This window comes from Micromonospora sp. NPDC007208, from assembly GCF_042869175.1.
In the GTDB taxonomy this organism is placed as follows: Bacteria; Actinomycetota; Actinomycetes; order Mycobacteriales; family Micromonosporaceae; genus Micromonospora; species Micromonospora foliorum.
On sequence record NZ_JBIAFG010000003.1, the window covers coordinates 167034 to 190956 of the forward strand.

18 protein-coding genes and 1 tRNA gene are annotated in these 23923 nt (G+C 71.4%); 5 read left to right on the forward strand and 14 right to left on the reverse strand.

Annotated features, from left to right (window positions below):
• Positions 1-69: 69 nt before the first annotated feature.
• The 9 genes from rho to argS form a co-directional block, all read right to left on the reverse strand.
• Positions 70-2223 (reverse strand): transcription termination factor Rho, encoded by a 2154-nt coding sequence (rho, locus tag ACFYL6_RS07160; RefSeq protein ID WP_387168625.1) that lies wholly within the window; start codon positions 2221-2223, stop codon positions 70-72.
• 297 nt (positions 2224-2520) lie between these two features.
• On the reverse strand, positions 2521-3465 hold the full coding sequence (thrB, locus tag ACFYL6_RS07165; RefSeq protein WP_387168628.1) for a homoserine kinase: 945 nt from the start codon (positions 3463-3465) through the stop codon (positions 2521-2523).
• A gap of 64 nt (positions 3466-3529) precedes the next feature.
• On the reverse strand, positions 3530-4774 hold the full coding sequence (locus tag ACFYL6_RS07170) for an MFS transporter (protein WP_387168631.1): 1245 nt from the start codon (positions 4772-4774) through the stop codon (positions 3530-3532).
• An 11-nt stretch (positions 4775-4785) separates the two neighbouring features.
• Positions 4786-5622, reverse strand: coding sequence for a polysaccharide deacetylase family protein (locus ACFYL6_RS07175; protein WP_387168634.1), 837 nt, complete (start codon positions 5620-5622; stop codon positions 4786-4788).
• A 143-nt stretch (positions 5623-5765) separates the two neighbouring features.
• Complete coding sequence (locus ACFYL6_RS07180) at positions 5766-9044, reverse strand: efflux RND transporter permease subunit (RefSeq protein WP_387168636.1); 3279 nt, start codon at positions 9042-9044, stop codon at positions 5766-5768.
• Between the two features lie 129 nt (positions 9045-9173).
• On the reverse strand, positions 9174-10223 hold the full coding sequence (thrC, locus tag ACFYL6_RS07185; protein ID WP_387168639.1) for a threonine synthase: 1050 nt from the start codon (positions 10221-10223) through the stop codon (positions 9174-9176).
• A gap of 139 nt (positions 10224-10362) precedes the next feature.
• Positions 10363-11673, reverse strand: a complete 1311-nt coding sequence (locus ACFYL6_RS07190; protein WP_387169506.1) for a homoserine dehydrogenase — start codon at positions 11671-11673, stop codon at positions 10363-10365.
• 8 nt (positions 11674-11681) lie between these two features.
• Positions 11682-13067, reverse strand: coding sequence for a diaminopimelate decarboxylase (gene lysA, locus ACFYL6_RS07195; RefSeq protein WP_387168642.1), 1386 nt, complete (start codon positions 13065-13067; stop codon positions 11682-11684).
• 1 nt (position 13068) lies between these two features.
• The gene (argS, locus tag ACFYL6_RS07200) at positions 13069-14733 is read right to left on the reverse strand and encodes an arginine--tRNA ligase (RefSeq protein ID WP_387168645.1); all 1665 of its coding nucleotides are present in this window, start codon (positions 14731-14733) and stop codon (positions 13069-13071) included.
• A gap of 97 nt (positions 14734-14830) precedes the next feature.
• On the opposite strand from argS, the gene ACFYL6_RS07205 reads away from it, so the two are divergent.
• The 4 genes from ACFYL6_RS07205 (at position 14831) to ACFYL6_RS07220 (ending at position 17467) form a co-directional block, all read left to right on the forward strand.
• Positions 14831-15631, forward strand: coding sequence for a DUF3105 domain-containing protein (locus ACFYL6_RS07205; RefSeq protein ID WP_387168648.1), 801 nt, complete (start codon positions 14831-14833; stop codon positions 15629-15631).
• Positions 15632-15639: 8 nt separating this feature from the next.
• The gene (locus ACFYL6_RS07210) at positions 15640-16308 is read left to right on the forward strand and encodes a DUF305 domain-containing protein (RefSeq protein WP_387168650.1); all 669 of its coding nucleotides are present in this window, start codon (positions 15640-15642) and stop codon (positions 16306-16308) included.
• Positions 16309-16609: 301 nt separating this feature from the next.
• Entirely contained in the window at positions 16610-17302 is a 693-nt protein-coding gene (locus ACFYL6_RS07215; protein ID WP_238657378.1) for a winged helix-turn-helix domain-containing protein, read from the forward strand.
• Between the two features lie 90 nt (positions 17303-17392).
• Positions 17393-17467: transfer RNA gene (locus ACFYL6_RS07220), tRNA-Arg, on the forward strand.
• Positions 17468-17516: 49 nt separating this feature from the next.
• Here the strand turns inward: ACFYL6_RS07220 and ACFYL6_RS07225 are convergent.
• On the reverse strand, positions 17517-18896 hold the full coding sequence (locus tag ACFYL6_RS07225) for a hypothetical protein (protein ID WP_387168653.1): 1380 nt from the start codon (positions 18894-18896) through the stop codon (positions 17517-17519).
• 122 nt (positions 18897-19018) lie between these two features.
• On the opposite strand from ACFYL6_RS07225, the gene ACFYL6_RS07230 reads away from it, so the two are divergent.
• Complete coding sequence (locus ACFYL6_RS07230) at positions 19019-19477, forward strand: hypothetical protein (RefSeq protein ID WP_387168657.1); 459 nt, start codon at positions 19019-19021, stop codon at positions 19475-19477.
• Positions 19478-19498: 21 nt separating this feature from the next.
• On the opposite strand, the gene ACFYL6_RS07235 is transcribed toward ACFYL6_RS07230, so the two are convergent.
• From ACFYL6_RS07235 to ACFYL6_RS07250, 4 genes are all read right to left on the reverse strand, one after another.
• Entirely contained in the window at positions 19499-21880 is a 2382-nt protein-coding gene (locus ACFYL6_RS07235) for an ATP-binding cassette domain-containing protein (protein ID WP_387168660.1), read from the reverse strand.
• Positions 21881-21909: 29 nt separating this feature from the next.
• A complete protein-coding gene (locus ACFYL6_RS07240; RefSeq protein ID WP_354995274.1) occupies positions 21910-22320 on the reverse strand; it encodes a VOC family protein in 411 nt (136 codons plus the stop codon).
• A gap of 5 nt (positions 22321-22325) precedes the next feature.
• Complete coding sequence (locus ACFYL6_RS07245; RefSeq protein WP_387168663.1) at positions 22326-22775, reverse strand: helix-turn-helix transcriptional regulator; 450 nt, start codon at positions 22773-22775, stop codon at positions 22326-22328.
• Positions 22776-22935: 160 nt separating this feature from the next.
• Complete coding sequence (locus ACFYL6_RS07250) at positions 22936-23895, reverse strand: DNA polymerase domain-containing protein (RefSeq protein ID WP_387168665.1); 960 nt, start codon at positions 23893-23895, stop codon at positions 22936-22938.
• Positions 23896-23923 lie beyond the last annotated feature (28 nt).

The window sequence follows — 23923 nt, forward strand, 5'->3', positions numbered from 1 at the left end:
CGGGCCCGGGGACTTGACGAAGGGGCACGGCCGAGATGGCCGTGCCCCTTCGACGTCACCCGGGGAGGGTTACTCCCCCGGCGTCGACTTCGCGATCTGCATCAGGAACTCGATGTTCGTGCGGGACTGCTTGAGCCGGTCCAGTAGGAGATCCATCGCGGCCTGCGAGTCCAGCGAGTGCAGCACCTTCCGGAGCTTGTGGATGATGGCCAGCTCTTCCGGTGCGAGCAGGACCTCTTCCTTACGCGTACCGGACGGGTTGATGTCGATGGCCGGGAAGGTCCGCTTGTCGGCGATCTTCCGGTCCAGCTTCAATTCGGCGTTACCGGTGCCCTTGAACTCCTCGAAGATGACCGTGTCCGCCATGGACCCGGTCTCCACCAGCGCCGTGGCGATGATGGTCAGCGACCCGCCGTTCTCGATGTTGCGGGCCGCGCCGAGGAAGCGCTTCGGCGGGTAGAGCGCGGTGGAGTCGATACCACCCGACATGATCCGGCCGCTGGCCGGCGCCGCCAGGTTGTACGACCGACCGAGCCGGGTCACCGAGTCGAGCAGCACGACGACGTCGTGCCCAAGCTCGACGAGGCGCTTGGCCCGCTCGATGGCCAGCTCCGCCACCGTGGTGTGGTCCTGCGGCGGACGGTCGAACGTGGCCGCGATGACCTCGCCCTTGATCGACCGCTGCATGTCGGTGACCTCTTCGGGCCGCTCGTCCACCAGCACCACCATCAGGTGGCACTCCGGGTTGTTGCGGGTGATCGCGTTCGCGATCGCCTGCAGCACCATCGTCTTACCCGCCTTGGGCGGGGACTGGATGAGTGCCCGCTGGCCCTTGCCGATCGGCATGACCAGGTCGATGACCCGGGTGGTCAGGATGTGCGGCTCGGTCTCCAACCGCAGGCGCTCCTGCGGGTAGAGCGGAGTGAGCTTGTAGAACTCCGGACGACGCCGCGCCTCCTCCGGCTCCATCCCGTTGATCGTGTCCAGCCGCATCAGCGGGTTGTACTTGTCGCGCCGCTGGTCACCGCTGTTGCCGCCCTCGCGGGCCGCCCGGACCGCACCGGTGATCGCGTCACCGCGGCGCAGGCCGTACTTCTTGATCTGGGACATCGAGACGTACACGTCGTTCGGGCCGGCCAGGTAACCGGTCGTCCGCACGAAGGCGTAGTTGTCGAGCACGTCGATGATGCCGGCCACCGGGACGAGCACGTCGTCCTCGTTGACCTGCGGCTCACGCCCGCCGGTGTCGGCACCGGTCTCGGTGCGCTCGCCGCGCCCACGGCGACGGTCCCGGAAACGGCTGCGCCGGCCGCGCCGGCCGCCACCCTCGCCGTCATCGTCGTCGCTGTCCCGCTCGGTCCGCTCGGCCCGCTGACCACGGTCGTTGCGGTCGTTGCGGTCACCGCGGTCGGGTCGGTCGTTCCGCTCGGCCCGCTCGCCACGATCGGCACGCTCACCCCGGTCGTTGCGCTCGCCACGATCGGCACGCTCGCCCCGGTCGTTGCGCTCGCCCCGCTCGGCACGCTCGCCCCGGTCGGAACGCTCGCCACGATCGGCACGCTCGGTCCGCTCGCCCCGGTCGGCACGCTCGCCGCGATCGGCACGCTCGGTCCGCTCGCCGCGATCGGCACGCTCGGGACGCTCGGTCCGGTCGGTCCGCTCGGCGCGCTCCGGACGCTCGGCCCGGTCGCGGCGGTTCTCGCCACGGTCGGCCCGCTCGCCGGCTTCCGCCTCGTCGGTACGCGTCGTCTCGGTCGCACGCGCCTCGGTCGCACGCGCCTCAGCGGGGCGCGCTTCGGTGGCACGGGCCTCCGCCGTTGCGGTCCGGCTCCGCCGGGTGCGGCTACGGCCCTCGGTCTCGGCGGCCGGCTCGGCCGGCGCCTGCTCGGCACCGCGCCCTTCGGCTGCCGGCCGGTCGGCGGTCTCCCGCACCTCGGCGCGAACTCCCTCACGGGTCGGGGCGGCCGCGGCCGCGACCTCGGCCCGTGGTCGAGGGGTCCCGGCGGCGTTGCCGCCCTGCCGCTCGGAAATCGCGGCGATCAGCTCGCCCTTGCGCATGCGAGCCGTGCCGGAGATGCCGAGCGACGCAGCCAGGCTCTGCAGCTCTGGCAGCAGCATCGCCGACAGACCGGTGCCGCTACGCCGACGACGGGCGGGAGCGGCGGCGGTGGCATCGCCAGCGACGTTGGAAACATCCGACGTCACGTCGGTGGTGTCGCTCAATGGATTCCTTCCCTCGATAAGGCCGGGACTGCCCGGAGTCGGAGCTCAGGTGGCCGGGCGGCCTCGGTGCACCCGCCTCGCAAGGACGCGTCGCGGGAGTCTGTGACACAGCAGCCGGTCGGTATCCCGACTCACCAACGTCGGTGAGCAGGTCTCGCCGTCTGCGGCGACCTGTGGAAACTGCGGTGCGGCGTGGGCCTTTGGCAGGGGTAGACGGGCTGACCGCCGAGAGCTTCGGGGGTGCGCCGCCCCGCAGGAGATCGCGTGCTTCGCGGCTGTGCTAGGTCTAGAGCGTAATCAACTCTTCCGACCTGCGGCAACAGGGTCCCGCTCGGCGTGTCCAAGTCTACCCCGCGCGACCCGCGCGCCGCTGACGTCTATCGGTAACTGCCAGATCTCCCAGTCTGTTCCCACTCCGAAGCCCGCTGGCGGCTCGCTGAGCGCCAGGACGGTGGGCCCCGCCCCACTGACCACAGCCGCCACACCGGCCCCTCGCAACGCGCTGACCAGGGCAGATGTGCCGGGCATCCCGGCTGCGCGGTAATCCTGGTGGAGCCGGTCGACGGTGGCCGGCAGCAGCAGGGTCGGGGCCGTGGTGAGCGCGTGCACCAGCAGCGCGGCCCGCCCGGCGGTCAACGCGGCGTCGCCATGCGGCACGGTTGCCGGCAGAGCCGCCCGCGCGGTCGCGGTCAGACCGCGCTCCGCCGGGACGAAGACGGTGGGCCGCACCGCGTCGGCGACCGGCAGCGACACCGCCCGGGCACCGCCCGGCTCGGACCAGGCCACGGTGAACCCGCCGAGCAGGCACGGCGCCACATTGTCGGGGTGGCCCTCGATCTCGGCGGCCAGCCGGAGCGCGCCGGCGTCGTCGAGGCGGTGCTCCCCGTCGACGACGAGGGCACGGGCCAGCAGCACCCCGGCGACGATCGCGGCGGACGAGGAGCCCAGGCCGCGCGCCTGGGGGATCCGGTTGACGCACTCCACGCTCAGCCCGTCGGGGTGGGCCCCGAGCACGTCGAACGCGGCGCGCATGGCCCGCACCACCAGGTGCCGGTCGTCGTCGGGCAGCTCACCGGCGCCCTGCCCGGTCACGGTCACCCGGACATCGCCCGACCCGACCTCGGCGGCCACGTCGTCGTAGAGCCCGAGTGCGAGGCCCAGCGCGTCGAAGCCCGGGCCCAGGTTGGCGCTGGTCGCGGGAACCCGGACCCGGACCGGCCCGGCGGTGAAGTTGGTCGGCACGCGCTCATGCTAGGGCTCGGCACCGACGAACCGGCGCCGCGCCCGCTGCCTGGGATCGCCGAGTTCAGCCGGTCGGGTCCGGGACCGGCTCGGCGGCCGGATCGGTGAGTGAGAGCCGGCGGGTGGCGATCCGCCAGCCGACCGCGTACACGAGGGTGATCAGACCGCAGCCGGCGAGCACCACCCGCTCGTCGACCGTGTCCACCACCAGGGCCACCGCCAGTTGGCTCACCGAGATCGCGAGCGTCGCCAGCATCATGTCGGTGGCGAAGACGCGGCCCCGCAACCGGTCCGGGACTTCGCCCTGCAGGGCGAAGTTCGACATCACCCAGTTGCTGCCACCCGCGAAGTGCGCCACGAAGACCAGCAGCAGCACCAGCGGGAACCAGCGCACCACCGAGGTGCCCAGGTAGGACAGGCCGTAGAGCGACATGGACAGCGCGAGCCCGGGCAGCAGCCAGGCCCGGTTGGTCAGCACCCGGCGCATCAGGATCGGCCCCACCAACGCTCCCGCGCCGCGTACCGCGAAGAGCAGGCCGGCACCGAGCGGGCCGACACCGTACACACCGGCCAGCAGCGGAAAGACGGTCAGCACGCCGTTACCCAGGCCCACCGCCGACTTCACCGTGACCAGGGCGAGCACCCGGGGGCGGTGACCGATGTAGCCGAGCGCCTCGCGGACGGCCGACCAGGTCCGCTGGGCGGGTTGGTCGGCGTCCCGGGGCGCCTGCAACGGCCGGCGGATCCGGGTGGCGAGGCCGGCGGCCACCGCCAGGCCCGCCGCCGCCACCCAGAAGCAGACGTACGGGCCGGCAGCGGTGCTGAGCACGCCACCCAGCGAGGCACCGACCACGGTCATGGTGCCCCAGGCCGAGCCGGCGACGGCGTTGCCCGCGGCGAGTTCGTGTGGCTCCAGCACGTTGGGCAGCGCGGCCTGGGCGGCGGGCGAGTAGAACGCCTTGGCGACCGCCACCACGCCGATCGCGACAAGCGCCAGCCACGCCGTCCCGGCGTTCCGCACGCCGAGCAGCAGCAGCACGCCCGCCAGCGCGGCCACGTTCGCGGCGATCATGATCTTCCGGCGATCGAAGCGGTCGGCGATCGTGCCGGTGTACGGCAGCAGCAACGCCACGATGCCGGTGTCCACCGCCAACACCAGCGCGCCCCAGACGCCGCTGCCGGTCAGGTGCGGCAGCAGCACCAGCAGCGGCACCATGACGAACCAGTCGGCGCCGAAGACCACCAACTCGGCGAAGAACAGGTTGCGGAAGCTCCGATTGCCGGTCAGAACCGAGAGGGTGGACGCCACGGAGCGCGACCCTACCCCGTCGGTGTCGGACCCACGCCCGCTCCCAGCAGCGCCGAGACCGTGACGAATGTGTAACCGCGCGACCGAAGCCCGTTGATCATGTCGGTCAGGCCGCGCAGTGCGACCAGTCGCCGCCGCGCCCCCACATCGTGGCCGAGCACGATCGTTCCCGGTCGGACGTCGGCCACGATCCGCTGGGCGTGGCCGGCCGGATCGCCGGGGAACTCGCGCTCCACCATCTGCAACGACCAGAGCACCAGCCGATAGTCCAACCGGGCCGCCGCGTGCAGCACCGCCCCGCCCAGGTGGCCGTACGGCGGGCGGAGGAGCACCGGCGGCGCGCCGGTCAGGTCGGTGATGGCGTCGTGGCTGCGGCGCAGGTCGTCGTACGCCTCGGCGGCGTCCAGCTCGGCCAGGTCCCGGTGGTCCCAGCTGTGGTTGCCCACCTCGTGCTCGGCGAGCCGGTCGCGGACGACGTCGGCGTGCCGGCGAACCTGCGCCCCGACCATGAAGAAGGTGGCCGGAACCCGGTGCTGGGCCAGGGTGTCGAGGACCATCGGAGTCCACTGTGGTGCGGGCCCGTCGTCGAAGGTGAGGGCCACCAGGCGCTGGTTGGTGCGCCCGGACCAGAAGACCTCCAGCGCGCCGGGGCCGACATCCTGCTGGCCGCTACCGAAGGTGGTGCTGGCCGAACCACCGGCGATCGGCACCCGATGATGGGTGATCCACCATGCCTCGGACGTCCCCGCACCGAGGGCCACACCGCCCACCACCAGCAGGCCACCGCGCAGCAGGTCACGTCGCCCCCACCCGCGTGCGCCCTCGGCCATCCGCCCGCCCCGCTTCACCCACACCTCCCGGCCTACCTACGAGGAGTATGCAAGAAGTTACACAAAGTGCGGGTCCGTCGAGTCGGAGTGTTTTCGGTCGGATGAAGCCGGAACGCCCCCGGCGGAAGATCCGCCGGGGGCGTTCCGAACCGCGTTCCGACCTACTCGGTGGGCTCCGCCGGAGGCAGTGGCGAGGTGCGGCTACGGGGCAGCCGCAGCACCTCGAACTGGTCCGTGCCCTCCACCAACGCGGCCGACGGCGCGGGTCGGCCGGCCGGCTGCGCACCCTCGGTCGCAGCCGGGGCGGGCGCGCCGCTCGGCACCGCGACCTGGTTCGGGGCCGACGCCTCGTCCGTCTCCGTCGTTGTCACCGTCGACCCCCCGGAGCGCCGCCGTGCACGCCTGGCCCGCAGGGACTCCTTGGTGTGCTCCACCATCGAGTACAGCGTCGGCACCAGGATCAGCGTGAGCAGCGTCGAGCTGAGCAGACCACCGATCACCACGACGGCCAGCGGCTGAGAGATGAAGCCGCCCTCACCGGTCAACCCGAACGCCATCGGCAGCAGCGCGAAGATGGTCGCCACCGCCGTCATCAGGATCGGGCGCAGCCGGCGACGGCCACCTTCGACCACCGCCTCCCGGACCCCCATGCCCTGCGCCCGGTACTGGTTGATCAGGTCCAGCAACACGATCGCGTTGGTCACCACGATGCCGACCAGCATCAGCACGCCGATCAGCGCCGGCACGCCGAGCGGCGTCCCGGTGACCAACAGCAGGCCGATCGCACCGGTCGCCGCGAACGGGATGGAGATCAGCAGGATCAGTGCCTGGGTGAGGCTGCGGAACGTGGCCACCATGATCAGGAAGACGATCGCGATGGCGGCCAGCACCGCCAGGCCCAGGTCCGCGAAGGCATCGGCCTGATCCGCGCTGACACCACCGATGGTGAAGCTCGCGCCCGGCACGTTGATGCCGTCCAGCCGCTTCTGCAACTCCTTGCTGGTCGCGCCCAGGTTCGAGCCGGTCGCCGCGCCGGTCACCGACACGCTGCGCTCACCGTCGATCCGGGTGACCTGCTGCGGACCCTCACCCTGCGTGACGTCCGCGATGTCGTCCAGCTTGACCGGACCCACCGGCAGCGCCCGCAGCTCCTCGACGGTCACCGGCGGCTGCGTGCCCAACCGCAGCACCACGTTCTGCTGCTGACCGTCGAGCGCGACCTGACCCAGCGGCGCTCCCCGGAACGCCTGCGACACGAGCTGCCCCACGGCGGCCTCGGTGAGCCCGACCCGACCGGCGGCGACCCGGTCGACAGTCACGTCGACCCGCGGCACCCGCGCGGCCAGGCTGGTGGAGACGTCCTCGACGTCCGGGACGCCGGCCATCGCGGCCCGCGCCTCCTCGGCGGCCCGGGTCAGCACCTCCGGGTCGCTGGCCTGGACGATCACCTCCAGCTGGCTGGTCGACGCCTCCTGCCCGCCACCGAAGCTGATCTCACCCACACCGGCGCCGAGCTTGTCGAACTCCTTGCGCAGCACCTCGCGCATCTGCTTGGCGTCGGTGTCACCGTCGAGCGCCAGCGACCAGCTGGCGACGTTGTTGCCGCCGCCGCCCGCCCACGGGTTGTCCCCACCGCCCGCGGTCACCTGGTACGTCTCGACGCCCCCGGTGCGGGACAGCACCGACTCGACCTGCTTGGCCGCCGCGTCGGTGGCCGCCAGGCCACTGCCGGCCGGCAGCTCCTGGCTCATGTTGAGGGTGTCCTGGCCGGAGTCGTCCAGGAAGTTGGTCTCCAACTTCTGCGCCAGACCGAACGTGCCGAAGAGCACCAGCAGGCCGAGCCCGACGGTGATCCAACGGGTCGACCGCTTGCGGGTGGCGAACCCGATCACCGGCAGGTACGCCCGCTGCAACGGGCTGCGCAGCTCCTTCTCCTCGGCGGCGTGCCGTACCGCCTCGTCATCCGCGGTGCCGCCGCGCGGCTTGAGGAACCAGTACGCGAGGACCGGGATCACGGTCAGCGACACCAGCAATGAGGCCAGCAGGGCCACCGTCACGGTGATCGCGAACGGCGCGAAGAGCTGGCCCACGAACCCGCCGACCAGCGCGATCGGCGCGAACACCGCCACCGTGGTGAGGGTGGACGCGGTCACCGCACCGGCCACCTCCCGGACGCCGGTGATGATTGCGTGCCGCTTCTCCTCGCCGTACTCCAGGTGTCGTTTGATGTTCTCCAACACCACGATCGAGTCGTCCACCACCCGACCGACCGCGATGGTCAACGCACCGAGGGTGAGCAGGTTGAGCGAGTAGTCACCGATCCACAGGGCGATCAGCGCCACCAGCACGGAGAGCGGGATGGAGACGGCGGTGACCACCGTCGAGCGCACCGAGAGCAGGAAGACCAGGATGACGATGACCGCCATCACCAGGCCCAGCAGGCCCTCCGTGGTCAGCGACTCGATCGACTTCTCGACGAACGGCGCCTGGTCGAAGACCACTGTCAGCTCCGCGCCGGAGGCGTCCTTCAGGTCGTCGAGCCGGTCGCGGATCTCGTGTGAGATCTGCACGGCGTTGCCGTCCGGCGCCGCGGTGACCGCGATACCGAGGCTGTCCTTGCCGTTGGTGCGGGTGATCGCCGTGGCCGGTGCGAGTTGCTGCTCGACAGTCGCCACGTCGCCGAGGCGGACGGGTGCCGCAGCCGGGGCGACCACGATGCCGCGCAGCTCCTCCAGGGTGTCGATCGGCGTGCCGACCTGCACCGGGAGGGCCAGCGCACCGTCGGTCACCGCGCCGGCCGGAATCGCCACGCCGTTGGTCTTCAGCGCCGCGCCGATCGCCGTCGGCTGGATCTTCGCGGCGGCCAGCTTCGCCGGGTCCGGGGTGACCACCACGACGTCGTCGCGGGTGCCGGTCACCTCGACCGTGCGTACCCCCTCGATGCCCTCCAGCTCCGGCACCACCGTGGCGCGCAGCTTCTCGGCGAGCGCCCGCTCGTCCGCCGCGCCGGCCGCGGCCAGCACCACCGCCGGGAGGTCGTCGGTGCTACCCGCGATGACCTGCGGGTCGACGCTCTCCGGCAGCTGGGCGCCGATCCGGCTCAGCGCGGTCTGCATCTTGTTGACCACGTCGTCGAGGTCGGTACCGAACTCGTACGTCACCTGGACGGTGGCCGCGCCCTCGCGGGACGTGGAGGTGACCTTGTCCAACCCGGGGATGCCCTGGAGGGCGTTCTCGATCGGCTCGGTCACCTGGGACTCGACGATCTCGGGGCCGGCGCCGGGGTAGGGGGCCACGATGAACGCGGCCGGGAACTCGAGCGACGGCAGCAGTTGCTGCTTCAGCGACGGCACGGCGAACGCTCCGAACACCGTGGTCACCACCGCGATGAGGGCGATCAGCCCTCGGTTGGCGAGGCTGAATCTGGCGAGCAGCGACATCGGCCTGGCTCACTCCTGAACGAGAATGCGGGCGGGGATACCCGAAAGTGTGCCGGACTCGCATACCTCGACCCCCGCCGCCCCCGGGCCGCCTACCCGCCGTCGATCACCACCCGGACGGTGGCGCGCTCAGGCCAGGTCGAGGGCGCGGGCCGCGGCCAGCGGGTCGTTCGCGATGGTCAACGGCGCTGGCGCGGTCGAGATCGCCCACTCCGGGTCCTTCAGCCCGTGGCCGGTCACCGTGCAGACCACCGTGGAACCGGGCGGCACCGCGCCCGCCGCGGCCTGCTGCAACAGGCCGGCCACGCTGGCCGCGCTGCCCAGCTCGACGAAGACCCCCACCTCGCGGGCGAGCAGCCGGTACGCGGAGAGGATCTCCCGGTCGGTCACCGACTCGATCAGGCCACCGGAGGCGTCCCGGGCATCCAGTGCCTTGGTCCAGCTCGCCGGGTTGCCGATCCGGATCGCGGTGGCGATTGTCGACGGCTCCGGCACCACCTGGCCGGTCACGATCGGGGCCGCCCCGGCGGCCTGGAAGCCGTACATCTTCGGCGTCCGGGTGGTGGCGCCGGCGGCCAGCTCCTCCGAATAGCCCATCCAGTACGCGGAGATGTTGCCGGCGTTGCCGACCGGCAGGCAGTGGATGTCGGGCGCGTCACCGAGCGCCTCGACGATCTCGAAGGCGGCGGTCTTCTGGCCGTGCAGCCGGTCGATGTTGACCGAGTTGACCAACGCGACCGGGTAGTCCTGGGCGAGCTTGGCGGCCGTCGCGAGGCAGTCGTCGAAGTTGCCACTCACCTGGAGCAGCTTCGCGCCGTGCACCAGCGCCTGGGCCAGCTTGCCCAACGCGATCTTGCCCTGCGGCACCAGCACGGCACAGGTCAACCCGGCCCGGGCCGCGTACGCCGCGGCGGAGGCGCTGGTGTTGCCGGTGGAGGCGCAGATGATCGCCTTGTTGCCGGCCTCGACCGCCTTGGACACCGCGAGGGTCATCCCCCGGTCCTTGAAGGAGCCGGTCGGGTTGGCGCCCTCCACCTTGAGGTGCACGTCGCAACCGAGCCGGGCGGACAGCACCGGCGCCGGCAGCAGCGGGGTGTTCCCCTCGTGCAGCGTGATGACCGGCGTGGCCGCGGTGACCGGCAGCCGATCCCGGTACGCCTCGATCAGACCCCGCCACATGTCGTTCTCCTCGCCTCTACCGCCGCGCCCACCCGAGCATCAGGGCCACCCTGGACCAGCCTGCCGCAGTGGTCGATGGCACACCCCGGCTTACCCACCTGGCGGGACGCGCGAGTCGTCCCGTCGATGATGCAACGACTCAGGCGTCGCCCTCGACCCGCAGCACACTGGTCACCGACCGGACAATGTCCAGACCACGCAGCTCGCCGACGGTCGCGGCGAGCGCGGCGTCCGGCGCCACATGCGTCACGATGACCAACTCGGCGTCGCCGTCGCGGCCCGCCGGCCCGCCGGCCGAGCCCTGCCGCACGGTCGCGATCGACACGTCGTGCCGGGCGAACACGCTCGCCACCGAGGCCAGCACACCCGGGCGGTCGGCCACGTCGAGGCTCACGTGGTAGCGGGTCAACGCCTCACCCATCGGCCGGACCGCCAGGTCCGCGTACGCGCTCTCGCTGGCCGCGCGCACCCCGGCGAGCCGGTTGCGGGACACCGCGACCACGTCACCGAGCACGGCGCTGGCGGTGGGCGCGCCGCCGGCGCCCCGACCGTAGAACATCAGCTGCCCGGCGGCGTCCGCCTCCACGAAGACCGCGTTGAACGCGTCGCCGACGCTGGCCAGCGGGTGGCTGCGCGGGATCATCGCCGGGTGCACCCGCACGCTGACCGTCTCCCGGCCGGTGGGGTCGACGCCGCGAGCCGCGATGCAGAGCAGTTTGATGGTGCAGCCCATCGCCTGGGCGCTGGCCATGTCCGCGGCGGTCACCTCGGTGATGCCCTCGCGGTGCACGTCGGCGGCGCCGACCCGGGTGTGGAACGCCAGCGAGGCGAGGATCGCCGCCTTCGCCGCCGCGTCGAAGCCCTCCACGTCGGCGGTCGGGTCGGCCTCCGCGTACCCCAGAGCGGTGGCCTCTTCGAGGGCCTCGGCGAAGCCGGCCCCGGTCGCGTCCATCGCGGAGAGGATGAAGTTGGTGGTGCCGTTGACGATGCCGGTCACCCGGTTGATCCGATCGCCGTGCAACGACTCCCGCAGCGGGCGCAGCAGCGGGATGGCCCCGGCCACGGACGCCTCGTAGTAGAGGTCGCCGCCGCCCTCGGCGGCCGCCTCGTGCAGGGTCACGCCGTCCTCGGCGAGCAGCGCCTTGTTGGCGGTGACCACGCTCTTGCCGGCGCGCAGCGCCTCGACCAGCCAGCTGCGGGCCGGTTCGATGCCGCCGATCACCTCGATCACGACGTCCACGTCGTCGCGCTTGATCAGGCCGAGCGCGTCGGTGGTGAACAGGTCCTCGTCGACCGGCAGGTCACCCCGGTCCCGGCCGAGCCGACGGACGGCGATGCCGGCGATCTCCAGCGGAGCGCCGATCCGCGCGGCCAGGTCGGCCGACTGCTCGTGCAGCAGCCGGACCACCTCCTGGCCGACCGTGCCGCAGCCGAGCAGCGCCAAGCGCACAGGTGACGTCATCCCACATCCAAAGCGAGCAGGTCCTCTTCGGTTTCCCGCCGGACGATCAGGCGCGCCTGGCCGTCGCGCACCGCGACCACCGGTGGCCGGGGCACATGGTTGTAGTTGCTGGCCATGCTTCGGCAGTACGCACCGGTGCCGGGCACCGCGACAAGATCTCCGGGCTGCACGTCGGCGGGCAGGAATTCATCCTTCACCACGATGTCCCCGGACTCACAGTGCTTTCCCACCACGCGGGCGAGCAACGGCTGCGCGTCGGAGGCCCGCGAGGCCAGCGTGGCCGAGTAGGACGCGTCGTAGAGGGCGGTGCGGATGTTGTCGCTCATCCCGCCGTCGACGCTGACGTACGTCCGGAGGCCGTCGAGGTCCTTGACCGTGCCGACCTCGTAGAGGGTGAACACGGCCGGCCCGACGATGGCCCGGCCCGGCTCGATCGACAGGTGCGGCACTGCCAGGTTCTCCGCCGCGCACTCCGAATCGACGATCTTGCGAAGTCGCTTGGCCAGATCCTGCGGTGTCGCCGGGTCGTCCTGCGAGGTGTACGCGATGCCGAAGCCGCCACCCAGGTCCAGCTCGGGAAGCTCCACCCCGCGCGCGTCGCGGATCTGCGCCTGCAGGGCGAGCACCCGACGGGCCGAGACCTCGAAGCCGCTGGCGTCGAAGATCTGCGAGCCGATGTGTGAGTGCAGACCGCGCAGCTCCAGCACACCCTCGTCGAGGATCTTGAACGCGGCGTTCGCGGCCGCGCCACCGGCCAGCGAGAAGCCGAACTTCTGGTCCTCGTGGGCGGTGGCGATGAACTCGTGGGTGTGCGCCTCGACGCCCACCGTGACCCGGACCAGCACCCGGGGCCGGACCCCGCGATCACGGGCCAGCGCGGTGAGCCGGTCGATCTCGGTGAACGAGTCGACGATGATCCGGCCCACCCCGGCGTCCAGCGCCCGGCCCAGCTCGGCGACCGACTTGTTGTTGCCGTGGAAGCCGATCCGCTCCGGCGGCATTCCGGCCGAGAGCGCCGTGGCCAGCTCACCACCGGTGCACACGTCCAGGTGCAACCCCTCCTCGGCGATCATCCGGACCACCGCGCGGCAGAGGAACGCCTTGCCCGCGTAGAAGACGTCCTCGGTCGGGAAGGCAGCCCGGAAGTCACGGCAGCGCGAGCGCAGGTCCGCCTCGTCCAGGACGTACACCGGGGTGCCGAACTCGGCCGCGATGTCGCGGACGCTCAGGCCCGCGACGGCGACCGCGCCGTCGGCGCCGCGCGTCACCGACCGCGGCCACAGCGCCGGCATGAGGGCGTTGACGTCCTCCGGGGTACGCAGCCAGGCCGGCTCCCGGTTGCTGATGTCCGCGTGCAGCGCACCAGCCTCATGAGCCCTCATGTCACATCCTCTCGGGTGCGGAGACGCCGAGCAGGTACAGGCCGTTGGCGATCACCGTGCGGGTGGCGTCGTTGAGCCAGAGCCGCGCGCGGTGCAGGTCGGTGGCCTCCTCGTCGCCGCGCGGCAGGATCCGGCACTCGTCGTAGAAGCGGTGGTAGGCCCCGGCCAGGTCCTCCAGGTAGCGGGCCACCCGGTGCGGGCCCCGCAGCTCGGCCGCCGTTGCCACCGTGGCGGGGAACCCAGCGAGCGCCTTGAGCAGCTCGTTCTCCTTCTCGTTGGCGAGCAGCTCGGGCCGGAACGCGTCCGCGTCGCCCCGGGTCAGCCCCACCTCAGCGGCGTTACGGCCCACGCTTGCGGTACGGGCTGCGACGTACTGCACGTAGTAGACCGGGTTGTCGCGGGTCGCCCGGGTCCACAGCTCGATGTCGATGTCGATCGGGGAGTCGCTGGAGTAGCGGGCCAACGCGTACCGGGAGGCGTCCACGCCGATCGCGTCGACCAGGTCCTCCAGGGTGATCACGGTGCCGGCCCGCTTGCTCATCCGCATCGGGGCGCCGTCCCGCAGGAGGTTGACCAGCTGCCCGATGAGGATCTCCAGGTTGCGCTCCGGGTCGTCGCCGAAGCAGGCGGACATCGCCTTCATCCGGCCGATGTAGCCGTGGTGGTCAGCGCCCAGCATGATCACGACCCGCTCGAAGCCGCGCTCGCGCTTGTCCAGGTAGTAGGCGCAGTCCGCGGCGAAGTACGTCCACTCGCCGTTGGACTTGCGCAGCACCCGGTCCTTGTCGTCGCCGAAGTCGGTGGTGCGCAGCCAGGTGGCGCCCTCGGACTCGTAGAGGTGCCCCTGCGCGCGCAGCCGGTTCAACGCCAGGTCCAGTTCACCCCGGTCGTGCAGGTCCTTCTCGTTGAAGTACGTGTCGAACTCCACCCCGAAGTCGCGCAGCGAGGTGCGGATCTCGTCGAACATCAGCGCGACGCCCTCGACCCGGAAGACCTCCTGGGCGGCGGCGTCGTCGAGCGAGCGCACCTCCGGCCGGCGGGCCTGCACCTCACTGGCGATCTCGGCGATGTACGCCCCGCCGTAGCCGTCCTCCGGCGCCGGCTCACCCTTGGCGGCGGCGAGCAGCGACCGGGCGAACCTGTCGATCTGCGAACCGGCGTCGTTGAAGTAGTACTCCGTGCCGACGTCGGCACCGGTGGCCCGCAGCAGCCGGCTCAGCGCGTCACCGACGGCCGCCCACCGGACCCCGCCGATGTGCACCGGCCCGGTCGGGTTGGCCGAGACGAACTCCAGGTTGATCTTCTCGCCGGCGAGCCGGTCACTGCGGCCGTACTCGGCGCCGGCCTCGACGATCACCCGCGCGAGCTGACCGGCCGCGGCGGCGTCGAGCCGGATGTTCAGGAAGCCCGGCCCGGCGATTTCCACCGATTTGACACCCGCCGCCCGACCCAGCTCGTCGGCCAGGGCCGTAGCCAACTCCCGGGGCGGGACGCCAACCTTCTTGCTCAACTGCAGAGCGAGCGTGGAGGCGTAGTCGCCGTGCTCGGGGTTGCGCGGTCGCTCCACCACCGTGCTCGCCGGCAGCGCGGCGCGGTCGAGCCCACGCTGCTCGAAGACGGCGTGGGCGGCGGCAAGGACGACCGAGGCTAGTTCTGCAGGAGTCACCCAACCATGTTATCGGGGGTAGACTCGGGCACTCGGCGGCTCCCCTGCGCGTCATCCGGCCCGCCACTCCCCTGACCGACCGACTTGACGAGGCACGATGAGCATCAGCACCCCGGGTGGCCCTGAGCGCCGCCCGACCGTGGTCAGCACCGGCAAGAAGCCGGCCGCGGGCCGGCCGGCGTCCGGCGCCAAGGCCGGTTCCGGCAAGCCGACGGGCTCCCCCCGCGCCGGTGGCAAGGGCCCGCGCAAGCCGGTCACCCCGGTCAAGGTGAGCCAGGGCCGCGCGTGGGGGCCGATCGCGCTCTTCGTCGCGGTGGGCGTGCTCGCGGCCGGCATCATCGGGTACGGCGCCTGGGCGTCGTTCCAGGGCTCCAAGCCGTGGGACAAGCGGGCCAACGCCATCGACGGCATCGCCAATATCCGCAAGTCCGACCCGGACAGCCTGAAGTACGAGTCGCACAAGTCGGGCCCGCTGACCTACAAGTACTCGCCACCGGTGGGTGGGGTGCACAACGCCGCCTGGCAGAACTGCATGGGCGACGTCTACGACGCCCCGATCGCCAGCGAGCACGCGGTGCACAGCCTGGAGCACGGCGCGGTGTGGATCACCTACCGCCCGGACCTGCCCAAGGACCAGGTCGACAAGCTCGCCAGCAAGGTGCGCGGCGTCGAGAAGATGCTGATGAGCCCGTACGAGGGCCTGGACAAGCCGATCTCGCTGCAGGCCTGGGGCTACCAGCTCAAGCTCGACAACGCCGACGACTCGCGGATCGACGAGTTCATCAAGGACCTGCGGGTGAACGCCTCCGTCGAGGGCCCGACGGCGCTCTGCAACACCGGCATCACCGCCACCGGCACCACGCCGCGTGAGCTCCAGCAGCAGCAGCCCACCCAGTAAGGACGGCAATGACCGCTCCGGCAACCACCGACAGCGAGCACGACGAGATCCCGGCCGCCCCGGACGAGGGCGGCCGGGCCCCGGCGTCGCGCTACGGCGTGCTGGCACTCGCCATCATGCTGGTGGTGGGGCTTCTCCTCGGGTATGCCGGCGGTCTGCTCACCCCGCGGCTCACCCGCCCCGGTGACGCCTCGGTCGAGGCGGGCTTCGCCCGGGACATGACGACCCACCACGCGCAGGCGGTCGAGATGAGCCTGATCGCGTACCGGTCGGCGACCCTCCCCGAGGTGCGGCAGATCGCCGTCGACATCGCCACCGGGCAGCAGGGCGAGATCGGCGCCATGCAGACCTGGCTGCGCGAATGGGGCCTCAGCCCGACCGGGTCGAAGCCGCCGATGTCGTGGATGTCCGACGGCGCCACCGTCAAGGACGGCCTGATGCCGGGCATGGCCACTCCGCAACAGATGACCGCCCTGCGCGACGCCCAGGGCATCGAGGTCGACCGACAGTTCCTGACCCTGATGTACGCACACCACCTGGGCGGCATCCACATGATCGACGCCGCGCTCGGGGCGACCGACAACGCCGAGGTGGTACGGGTGGCCAACACCATGAAGGCCACCCAGCAGACCGAGTTGAACAACCTCCGGCAGCTCCAGGCGCAGGCCAAGGGCTGACCGACCGGACGGGCGCACCCGGCCCGCGTCCCCGCCCCTCTGTGGCGGTGACGCGGGCCGCGCCATGTCGAGAGCCTTTTGATCGACTCGGTTTGCAGGAAAGCGCGCCGTCCGGGCGATCGGGACAGGCCGACTTCCAGGAACCCGAGTCGATCAAGGCCGGCTGGGGTGACCGGTTGCGGCTCAAACGCCCCACTTTGTCCCTGGTGGGTGTTTTGCGTGGCACAGGCGATTACGTTGCTTAGAGAGTTTTCTCCCCACATATCGTGACCAGTTGCGATTCGGGCTCGTTGCCCAAGACGTGGGGGTTGCACTCAGAGACGCACGGCGTTCGGTCACCAGTTGGTGCCGACGCCACACCATCGGTGGTGACGGGGCGGTGGCAGCCGTCCGTCGCGGACAGCGGCAGGGCGAGCCGGGAATGCTCAGCCGCGAACAGGAACTCGAGTTGATCGACATGCTGCGGGGCGTCCACCCCGACGAGTTCGGCCTGGACGAGGAGTTGTGGACGCGGCAGAGCCTCACCACGCTCATCCAGCGGCGCTTCGAACTGCCGTTGGACGCTGGAGCGGTCGGGGCGTACCTGCGGGCCTGGGGGTTGGGTCCGCGGGAGCCGCGCGAGCGGGCCTGCGGGCTCTGCGTCAGCGCGGTCGAGCGGTGGGTCCGCAGCGAGTACCCGGCGATCACCCGGGCCGCCCAGGAGCACCTCGCGGAGGTCTACTGGATCGGTCGGGTCCGGCTGCGCGGCACGATGCCGGCAGCCGACGTGATCTCCGCCGTCTCGTCGCGCGGTCGGGTGCGCTTCATGATCACCACGCCGTCGGTGGACCCGCCGCTCCCCCGCGACTTCGTGTTGCGGCTCAGCGGCGAGGAGCAGCGCACCGTCCACCTGATCGTGGACGGCTCCTGGCCGCGCAACGAGTGGCCGCGCCGGCTCCCCCGGCGAATCGTCCTGCACCCGCTGCCCAGCTGCGGGCGGGCGGTAGCCGCCTGAGCACCGGGTGGGCCGATCCGACACGATCGGCTCACCCGATACCGATTCGGCGTACGCAGGGGAGGTTTGCTAGTCTTCTCCAGTCGCTGAGCCCCCGTAGCTCAGGGGATAGAGCACCGCCCTCCGGAGGCGGGGGCGCAGGTTCGAATCCTGCCGGGGGCACCAAGATTGATCTGCACGAGAGGCTCCTGACCAGTATTTCGGTCAGGGGCCTTCATCGTGTTTGTCGAACACCCGCCGACAGGGCAGCCGCCGGCACCGGTTTCGGTACGACCGCCGGTGGTTGCCGGTGCTGCCCACGGCCGGGGCGCTGCCACCAGGTGCCGGCCCGACCGTCGGCTCTCACCAGCAGCAGGAGCCCGAGCAGGAGCCACACGATCGTCGCGCAGCGGTTGGCCGTGAGGGCGGGCAACCCGGTCGAGGCGCCGATGAGCATCAGGATCAGCGCGCCGGTGAACGGCGACTCGGGGCGGTGGCTCCGGTTGCGTAACCAGCCGAGGGCGAGCGCGGCCAGGACGGCGGTGTGCAGGATGACGCCGATGACGCCCGCGACGACGAGCGCCTCCACCCAGCCGTTGTCGTAGGCGACCCGCAGCCCACCGAAGCCCATCCCGGACGCCGGGGACAGTGTGGTCATGACGTCCACGGCCTGCTGCAGGCTGGACTGGCCACCGACCCGGCCGGCGGTGTAGAGGCTGAGCTGGTCGTCACCGCCGCTGCCGGGCAGCAGTCGCATGGCGAACCGCTGCCCGTCCCACTGGTCCAGGTAGGCGTCGGCGGCGAACCAGGCGGCGATGCTCGCCGCGGCGGCGGCCACCAGTCGCCGCCGCCGGCCGGAGGCCAGGATGACGTAGGCGATCCCGATCGGCGCTCCGACCAGCAGGAAGATCTTCGAGACGGAGAGGACCCCGCCGACGCTGAGCAGCAGCAGCGCGACCGCGAGCTTGCCGACCTGCCGCTGATAGAGGTAGAGGGCGGCGAGGACGGCCACCGAGTACAGCACCCCCGCCTCGGCCGGCTGGTTGAAGATCCCTGAGTAGCGGCCCAGTTGCTCGGCGCGGTCGGCGACGCTCTCCCCCTCGCCGAAGAGCCGGAATCGGGCCAGTAGGTCGCTCTCGACCCCGGCAGCCGACGACACGGCGATGAGGGCGTTGGCAGCCATCGCCAGGACGGTCACCGTGCACACCCCACGGAGCATCCGGGCCGGGTCCGCGCCAGCCCCCACGAGCATCGCGACGACCGCGACGACCACCAGCGGCAGGACGATGTTGTCGAAGCCGGCGACGACGTCCCCGGCCTCGTACATCGTGTGGTTCTGCGGCGGGAGGACCACCCCGATGGTGGCGACCGCGACCAGGCTGAGGTGCGCCCCGAGGGCCCAGACAGCGGTGCCGGTGAAGCGGGGGCGCAACCACAACCCGACCAGGCACAGGAGGGTGGCGGCACCGTACACGGCCACCTGTTCGGTACGGAGGCCTGGTGCGAGGTACGGGCCGAACGCGGCCACCGTGAGCCCGATGACGATGCGGTGTCCCCAGCGGGTGGCGGTGGGCGAGTCGACGGGGCCGGAGGTCACACCCGGTGCAACGACCACCCGGTACCCCGCGTCGCGCGTTTGTCCGCGTCGCCCTCTCGACCCGGCGGAGCAGGCGGCGCCAGTCGCCGCGTTCCGCCCCCGACGAGGATCCGCGACGCCACGAGATCAAGAATGTCGTCGTGCTGTTTCTCGGGTTGCTCCTCGCCGCGCTGGGTGGGGGCGTCATCGCGACCGTCCTCACCGTCCGCGGGCTCCGTGCGGTGTTCCGGAGCCGCGAACGGTCGGGCCGCCTGCGGGCGGCGGCGTTCCTCGTCGGTGCGGTTGCCGTCGCCCTGTACGCCTGGGGTCTGCTCCACCTCGGCTACGCGGTGCTGCGGGCCGAGGACGGCGGCGCCGGATCCTCCCCGATCGAACCCTGCCGCCGGGCCGGACCACAGATGGCAAGCCTGGTCGTCGGGTACGACGTCAGCTTCCTACCGCTCCGCTTCGAGTGCCGCCTCAGCGGTGGCGGCAGTTACGTCACCTCGTCCGTGCCCGGGTACGTCAACCAGGGCGCGGCTGCCCTCGGTGTGGTCGCCGCCACCTGCGGAGCCCTGGCCAGCACGACGGCACGGCGCGTCCGACCGCCGGTGGCGTGACGGTCGACCGGAGGCGACCCGTCAGGTGCCGACGTACGCCGCCAGGTGCTCGCCGGTGAGGGTGGAGCGGGCGGCGACGAGGTCCGCGGGAGTGCCCTCGAAGACGACCCGGCCACCGTCGTGGCCCGCGCCGGGGCCGAGATCGATGATCCAGTCGGCGTGCGCCATGACCGCCTGGTGGTGCTCGATGACGATCACCGACTTGCCGGCGTCGACCAGGCGGTCGAGCAGACCGAGTAGTTGCTCGACGTCGGCCAGGTGCAGGCCGGTGGTCGGCTCGTCGAGGACGTAGACGCCGCCCTTCTCGGCCATGTGGGTGGCCAGTTTGAGCCGTTGCCGCTCCCCGCCGGAGAGGGTGGTGAGCGGCTGCCCCAGGCTCAGGTAGCCGAGCCCCACGTCGGCGAGCCGGTCGAGGATGGCGTGCGCTGCCGGCGTACGTGCCTCGCCGGCGCCGAAGAACTTCTCGGCCTCCGTCACCGACATCGCGAGCACCTCGCTGATGTCACGACCGCCGAAGCGGTATTCCAGCACCGACGCCTGGAACCGCCTGCCCTCGCAGTCCTCGCAGGGGGCGGCGACGCCGGCCATCATCCCCAGGTCGGTGTAGATGACACCAGCGCCGTTGCAGCTCGGGCAGGCACCCTCGGAGTTGGCGCTGAACAGCGCCGGCTTCACACCGTTGGCCTTCGCGAATGCCTTGCGGATCGGGTCGAGCAGCCCGGTGTAGGTGGCCGGATTGCTGCGTCGTGAGCCGCGGATCGCGCCCTGGTCGATCGACACCACACCCGCGCCGGCCGGGATCGAGCCGTGCACCAGCGAACTCTTGCCGGAGCCGGCGACGCCGGTGACCACGACGAGCACCCCGAGGGGTACGTCGACGTTGACGTCCTGGAGATTGTTGGCCGTGGCGCCCCGGATCTCCAGCTTGCCGGTGGGCGTCCGCACCGCCTCCTTGAGGGCCGCCCGGTCGTCGAGGTGGCGGCCGGTGATGGTGCCGCTGGCCCGCAGACCGTCAAGGGTGCCCTCGTAGCAGACGGTCCCCCCGTCGGTGCCGGCTCCGGGCCCGAGATCGACGACGTGGTCGGCGATGGCGATGGCCTCCGGCTTGTGCTCCACGACCAGGACGGTGTTGCCCTTGTCGCGCAGTTGGAGCAGCAGCTCGTTCATCCGTTGGATGTCGTGCGGGTGCAGCCCGATCGTCGGCTCGTCGAACACGTAGGTGACGTCGGTGAGCGACGAGCCGAGGTGGCGGATCATCTTGGTGCGCTGCGCCTCGCCGCCGGAGAGGGTGCCCGACGGTCGATCGAGCGAGAGGTAGCCCAGCCCGATCTCCTCGAACGAGTCGAGGAGGTGTTGCAGGCCGGCCAGCAAGGGGGCCACCGACGGCTCCTCGATCCCGCGCACCCAGGCGGCCAGGTCGCTGATCTGCATCGCGCACGCGTCGGCGATGTTCTTTCCCTTGATCTTCGACGACCGGGCCTCCTTGCTGAGCCGGGTGCCGGCACACTCGGGGCAGGTCGTGAACGTCACCGCACGCTCCACGAAGGCGCGGATGTGCGGTTGCAACGCGTCGATGTCCTTGGCGAGGAAGGACTTCTGGATCGACGGGATCAGGCCCGCGTACGTCAGGTTGATCCCGTCGATTTTGATCTTGGTGGGCTCCCGGTGGAGCAGGTCGTGCAGCTCCCGCTTGTTGAACTTCGCGATCGGCTTGTCCGGGTCGAAGTAGCCGCAGCCACGGAAGATCCGGCCGTACCAGCCCTCCATGCTGTAACCCGGGATGGTGATCGCGCCCTCGTTGAGCGAGAGGTTGTCGTCGTAGAGCGCCGACAGGTCGATGTCGGTCACCGCGCCCATGCCCTCGCACCGCGGGCACATGCCGCCGAGACGGTTGAAGGTCGCCTTCTCGGTCTTCGTCTTGCCGGCGCCGCGGTCGACGGTGATCGCCCCGGTCGCCTTCACCGAGGGGACATTGAAGGAGTACGCGTTGGGCGAGCCGATGTGTGGCTGCCCGAGCCTGCTGAACAGGATGCGCAGCATCGCGTTGGCGTCGGTGGCGGTGCCGACGGTGGAGCGGGAATTGGCGCCCATCCGCTCCTGGTCGACGATGATCGCCGTGGTCAGGCCGTCCAGCAGGTCGACCTCGGGGCGTGCCAGCGTCGGCATGAAACCCTGCACGAAGGCGCTGTAGGTCTCGTTGATCATGCGCTGGGACTCGGCCGCGATGGTGCCGAACACCAGCGAGCTCTTGCCGGACCCGGAGACACCGGTGAACACCGTCAGCCGCCGCTTCGGGATCTCGACGCTGACGTCCTTGAGGTTGTTCACCCGCGCGCCCTGCACCCGGATCAGGTCGTGGCTGTCGGCGACGTGCGGCGCGGACGGCTGGATGGCCCTGCTCATCGTGTCTCCATCTGTCGGGCGCGCAGGACTCAGCGCACTTCCTGGATGCGGATCATGTTGCCCGCCGGGTCCCGGAAGGCACAGTCACGCACGCCGTACGGCTGCTCGGTCGGCTCCTGGACCACCTCGGCGTCGCTGGCCTCCAGCTTCGCGAAGGTGGCGTCGAGGTCGGTGGTGGCCAGGTTGACGCCGAAGTAGCTGCCCTTGGCCATCAGCTCAAGGATGGTCTGGCGCTCGTCGTCGGTGATGCCGGGGTTGGCGGCCGGAGGGTGCAGGACGATGGCTGTGCTGGGCTGGCCGACCGGCCCGACCGTGATCCACCGCATGCCCTCGTAGCCGACGTCGAGGCGGACCTCGAAGCCGAGGATGTCGCGGTAGAAGACCAGCGAGGCCTCCGGATCGGTGTGCGGCAGGAAACTCGAGTGAATGGTGATGTCCATGCTGGTCACGCTAGTTGCGGCTCGGTGGCCCGCGCTTCTCGATTCCTGACCGGTCTGGTCACCTGCTTCGCCACGCACGACGGCATGCCCGCCGTCGCCTGCGCCGCCTGCCGCCGGTAGACGCTGGGCGGCACGCCGACCAGCTCGGTGAAGCGGGTGCTGAAGGTGCCCAGCGACGAACAACCGACCGCGAAACAGACGTCGGTGACGCTCAGGTCGCCACGGCGCAGCAGGGCCATCGCCCGCTCGATCCGACGGGTCATGAGGTAGCTGTAGGGAGATTCGCCATAGGCGAGGCGGAACTCGCGGCTGAGGTGCCCGGCCGACATGTGCGCGCCACGGGCCAGCGCCTCGACGTCCAGGGGCTGCGCGTACTCCCGGTCGATCCGGTCGCGGACCCGGCGCAGCCGCGCGAGGTCGCCCAGTCGCTGCGAGGCGTCGGATTTGCTGCTCACCTGCGAAATCGTGCCACAACCCACCGACAATCGGCCGCTCGCCGGACGCGAGCCGGGGCCGAGCGGGGGGTCGGGCCGGTGCCGGGCGGGAGCCGAGCGGGACCGGCGAGCCGGGCCGAGCGGAGCCGACGAGCCGGGGCGAGCGGAGCCGGCGAGCCGGTCAGCTGGCCTCGCGGCGGGCGCGGGCCCGACGCTTGCCCTCGTGCATGGCCTGCACCCGGGCCACCGGGATGGTCCGGCCCTCGGCCACCAGGTCGGCGGGGAGCGACTGCGGTGCCGGCATCAGCGCGGCCCACGGGTCGCTGTCGGCGAGCAGTGCGGGCGCGGTCCGGATGGTGAAGTCGGCGGGGCTCACCTCGGTCAGGTCGGCCCAGTCGACCGGGAACGAGACCGGCATCCCGGGGCGCAGCCGGGGGCTGTACACGGCCGCGACGGTCGCCCCGCCCGCGCGGGTGGCGTCCACGAAGACCCGGCCACCCCGGTCCTCCTTGATGTACGCCGTGGTGGCCAGCGCCGGGTCGAGCCGCTCGGCCCGAACGGCGAGCGCCCGGGTGGCGGCGGCCAACTCCTCGGCCGTGGGTTCGCCGGTCACCGGGACGAAGACGTGCACGCCCTTGGCGCCGCTGGTCTTGACCGCACCGGCCAGGCCGGCGTCGGCGAGCGCCTGGCGGACCAGCAGGGCCGCGTCGACCGCCGCGCGGAACCCGTCGCCGTCCGGCGGGTCCAGGTCGAGGATCAGGTGGGTCGGGCGGTGCAGATCCGCCGTGGTGGCGAGTGTCGGGTGGTATTCCACCGCCCGCTGGTTGGCGAACCAGAGCAGGGTGCGGCGGTCGTCGCAGAGGGCGTACGAGATCTCCCGGTGCGACGCCTCCGCCCAGACCGGCGCCCGGCGAACCCAGTCCGGGGTGTAGCGGGGCAGGTTCTTCTGCATGAACGGCGGCTGACCGGGGCGGACCCGGATCACCGACAGCGGCCGATCCCGCAGCTGCGGGAGGATCCGGTCCCGGACCGCGTCGAGGTAGTCGACCAAGTCACGCTTCGTCGCGTCGTCGCGGTCGGACAGCGGCTGGTCCAGGTTGGTCAGGGCCACGCCGTCCCGGGTCTCGTCAGCCTCGCTCACCCGACCACCCTCCCGGCCCCGGTGCCGT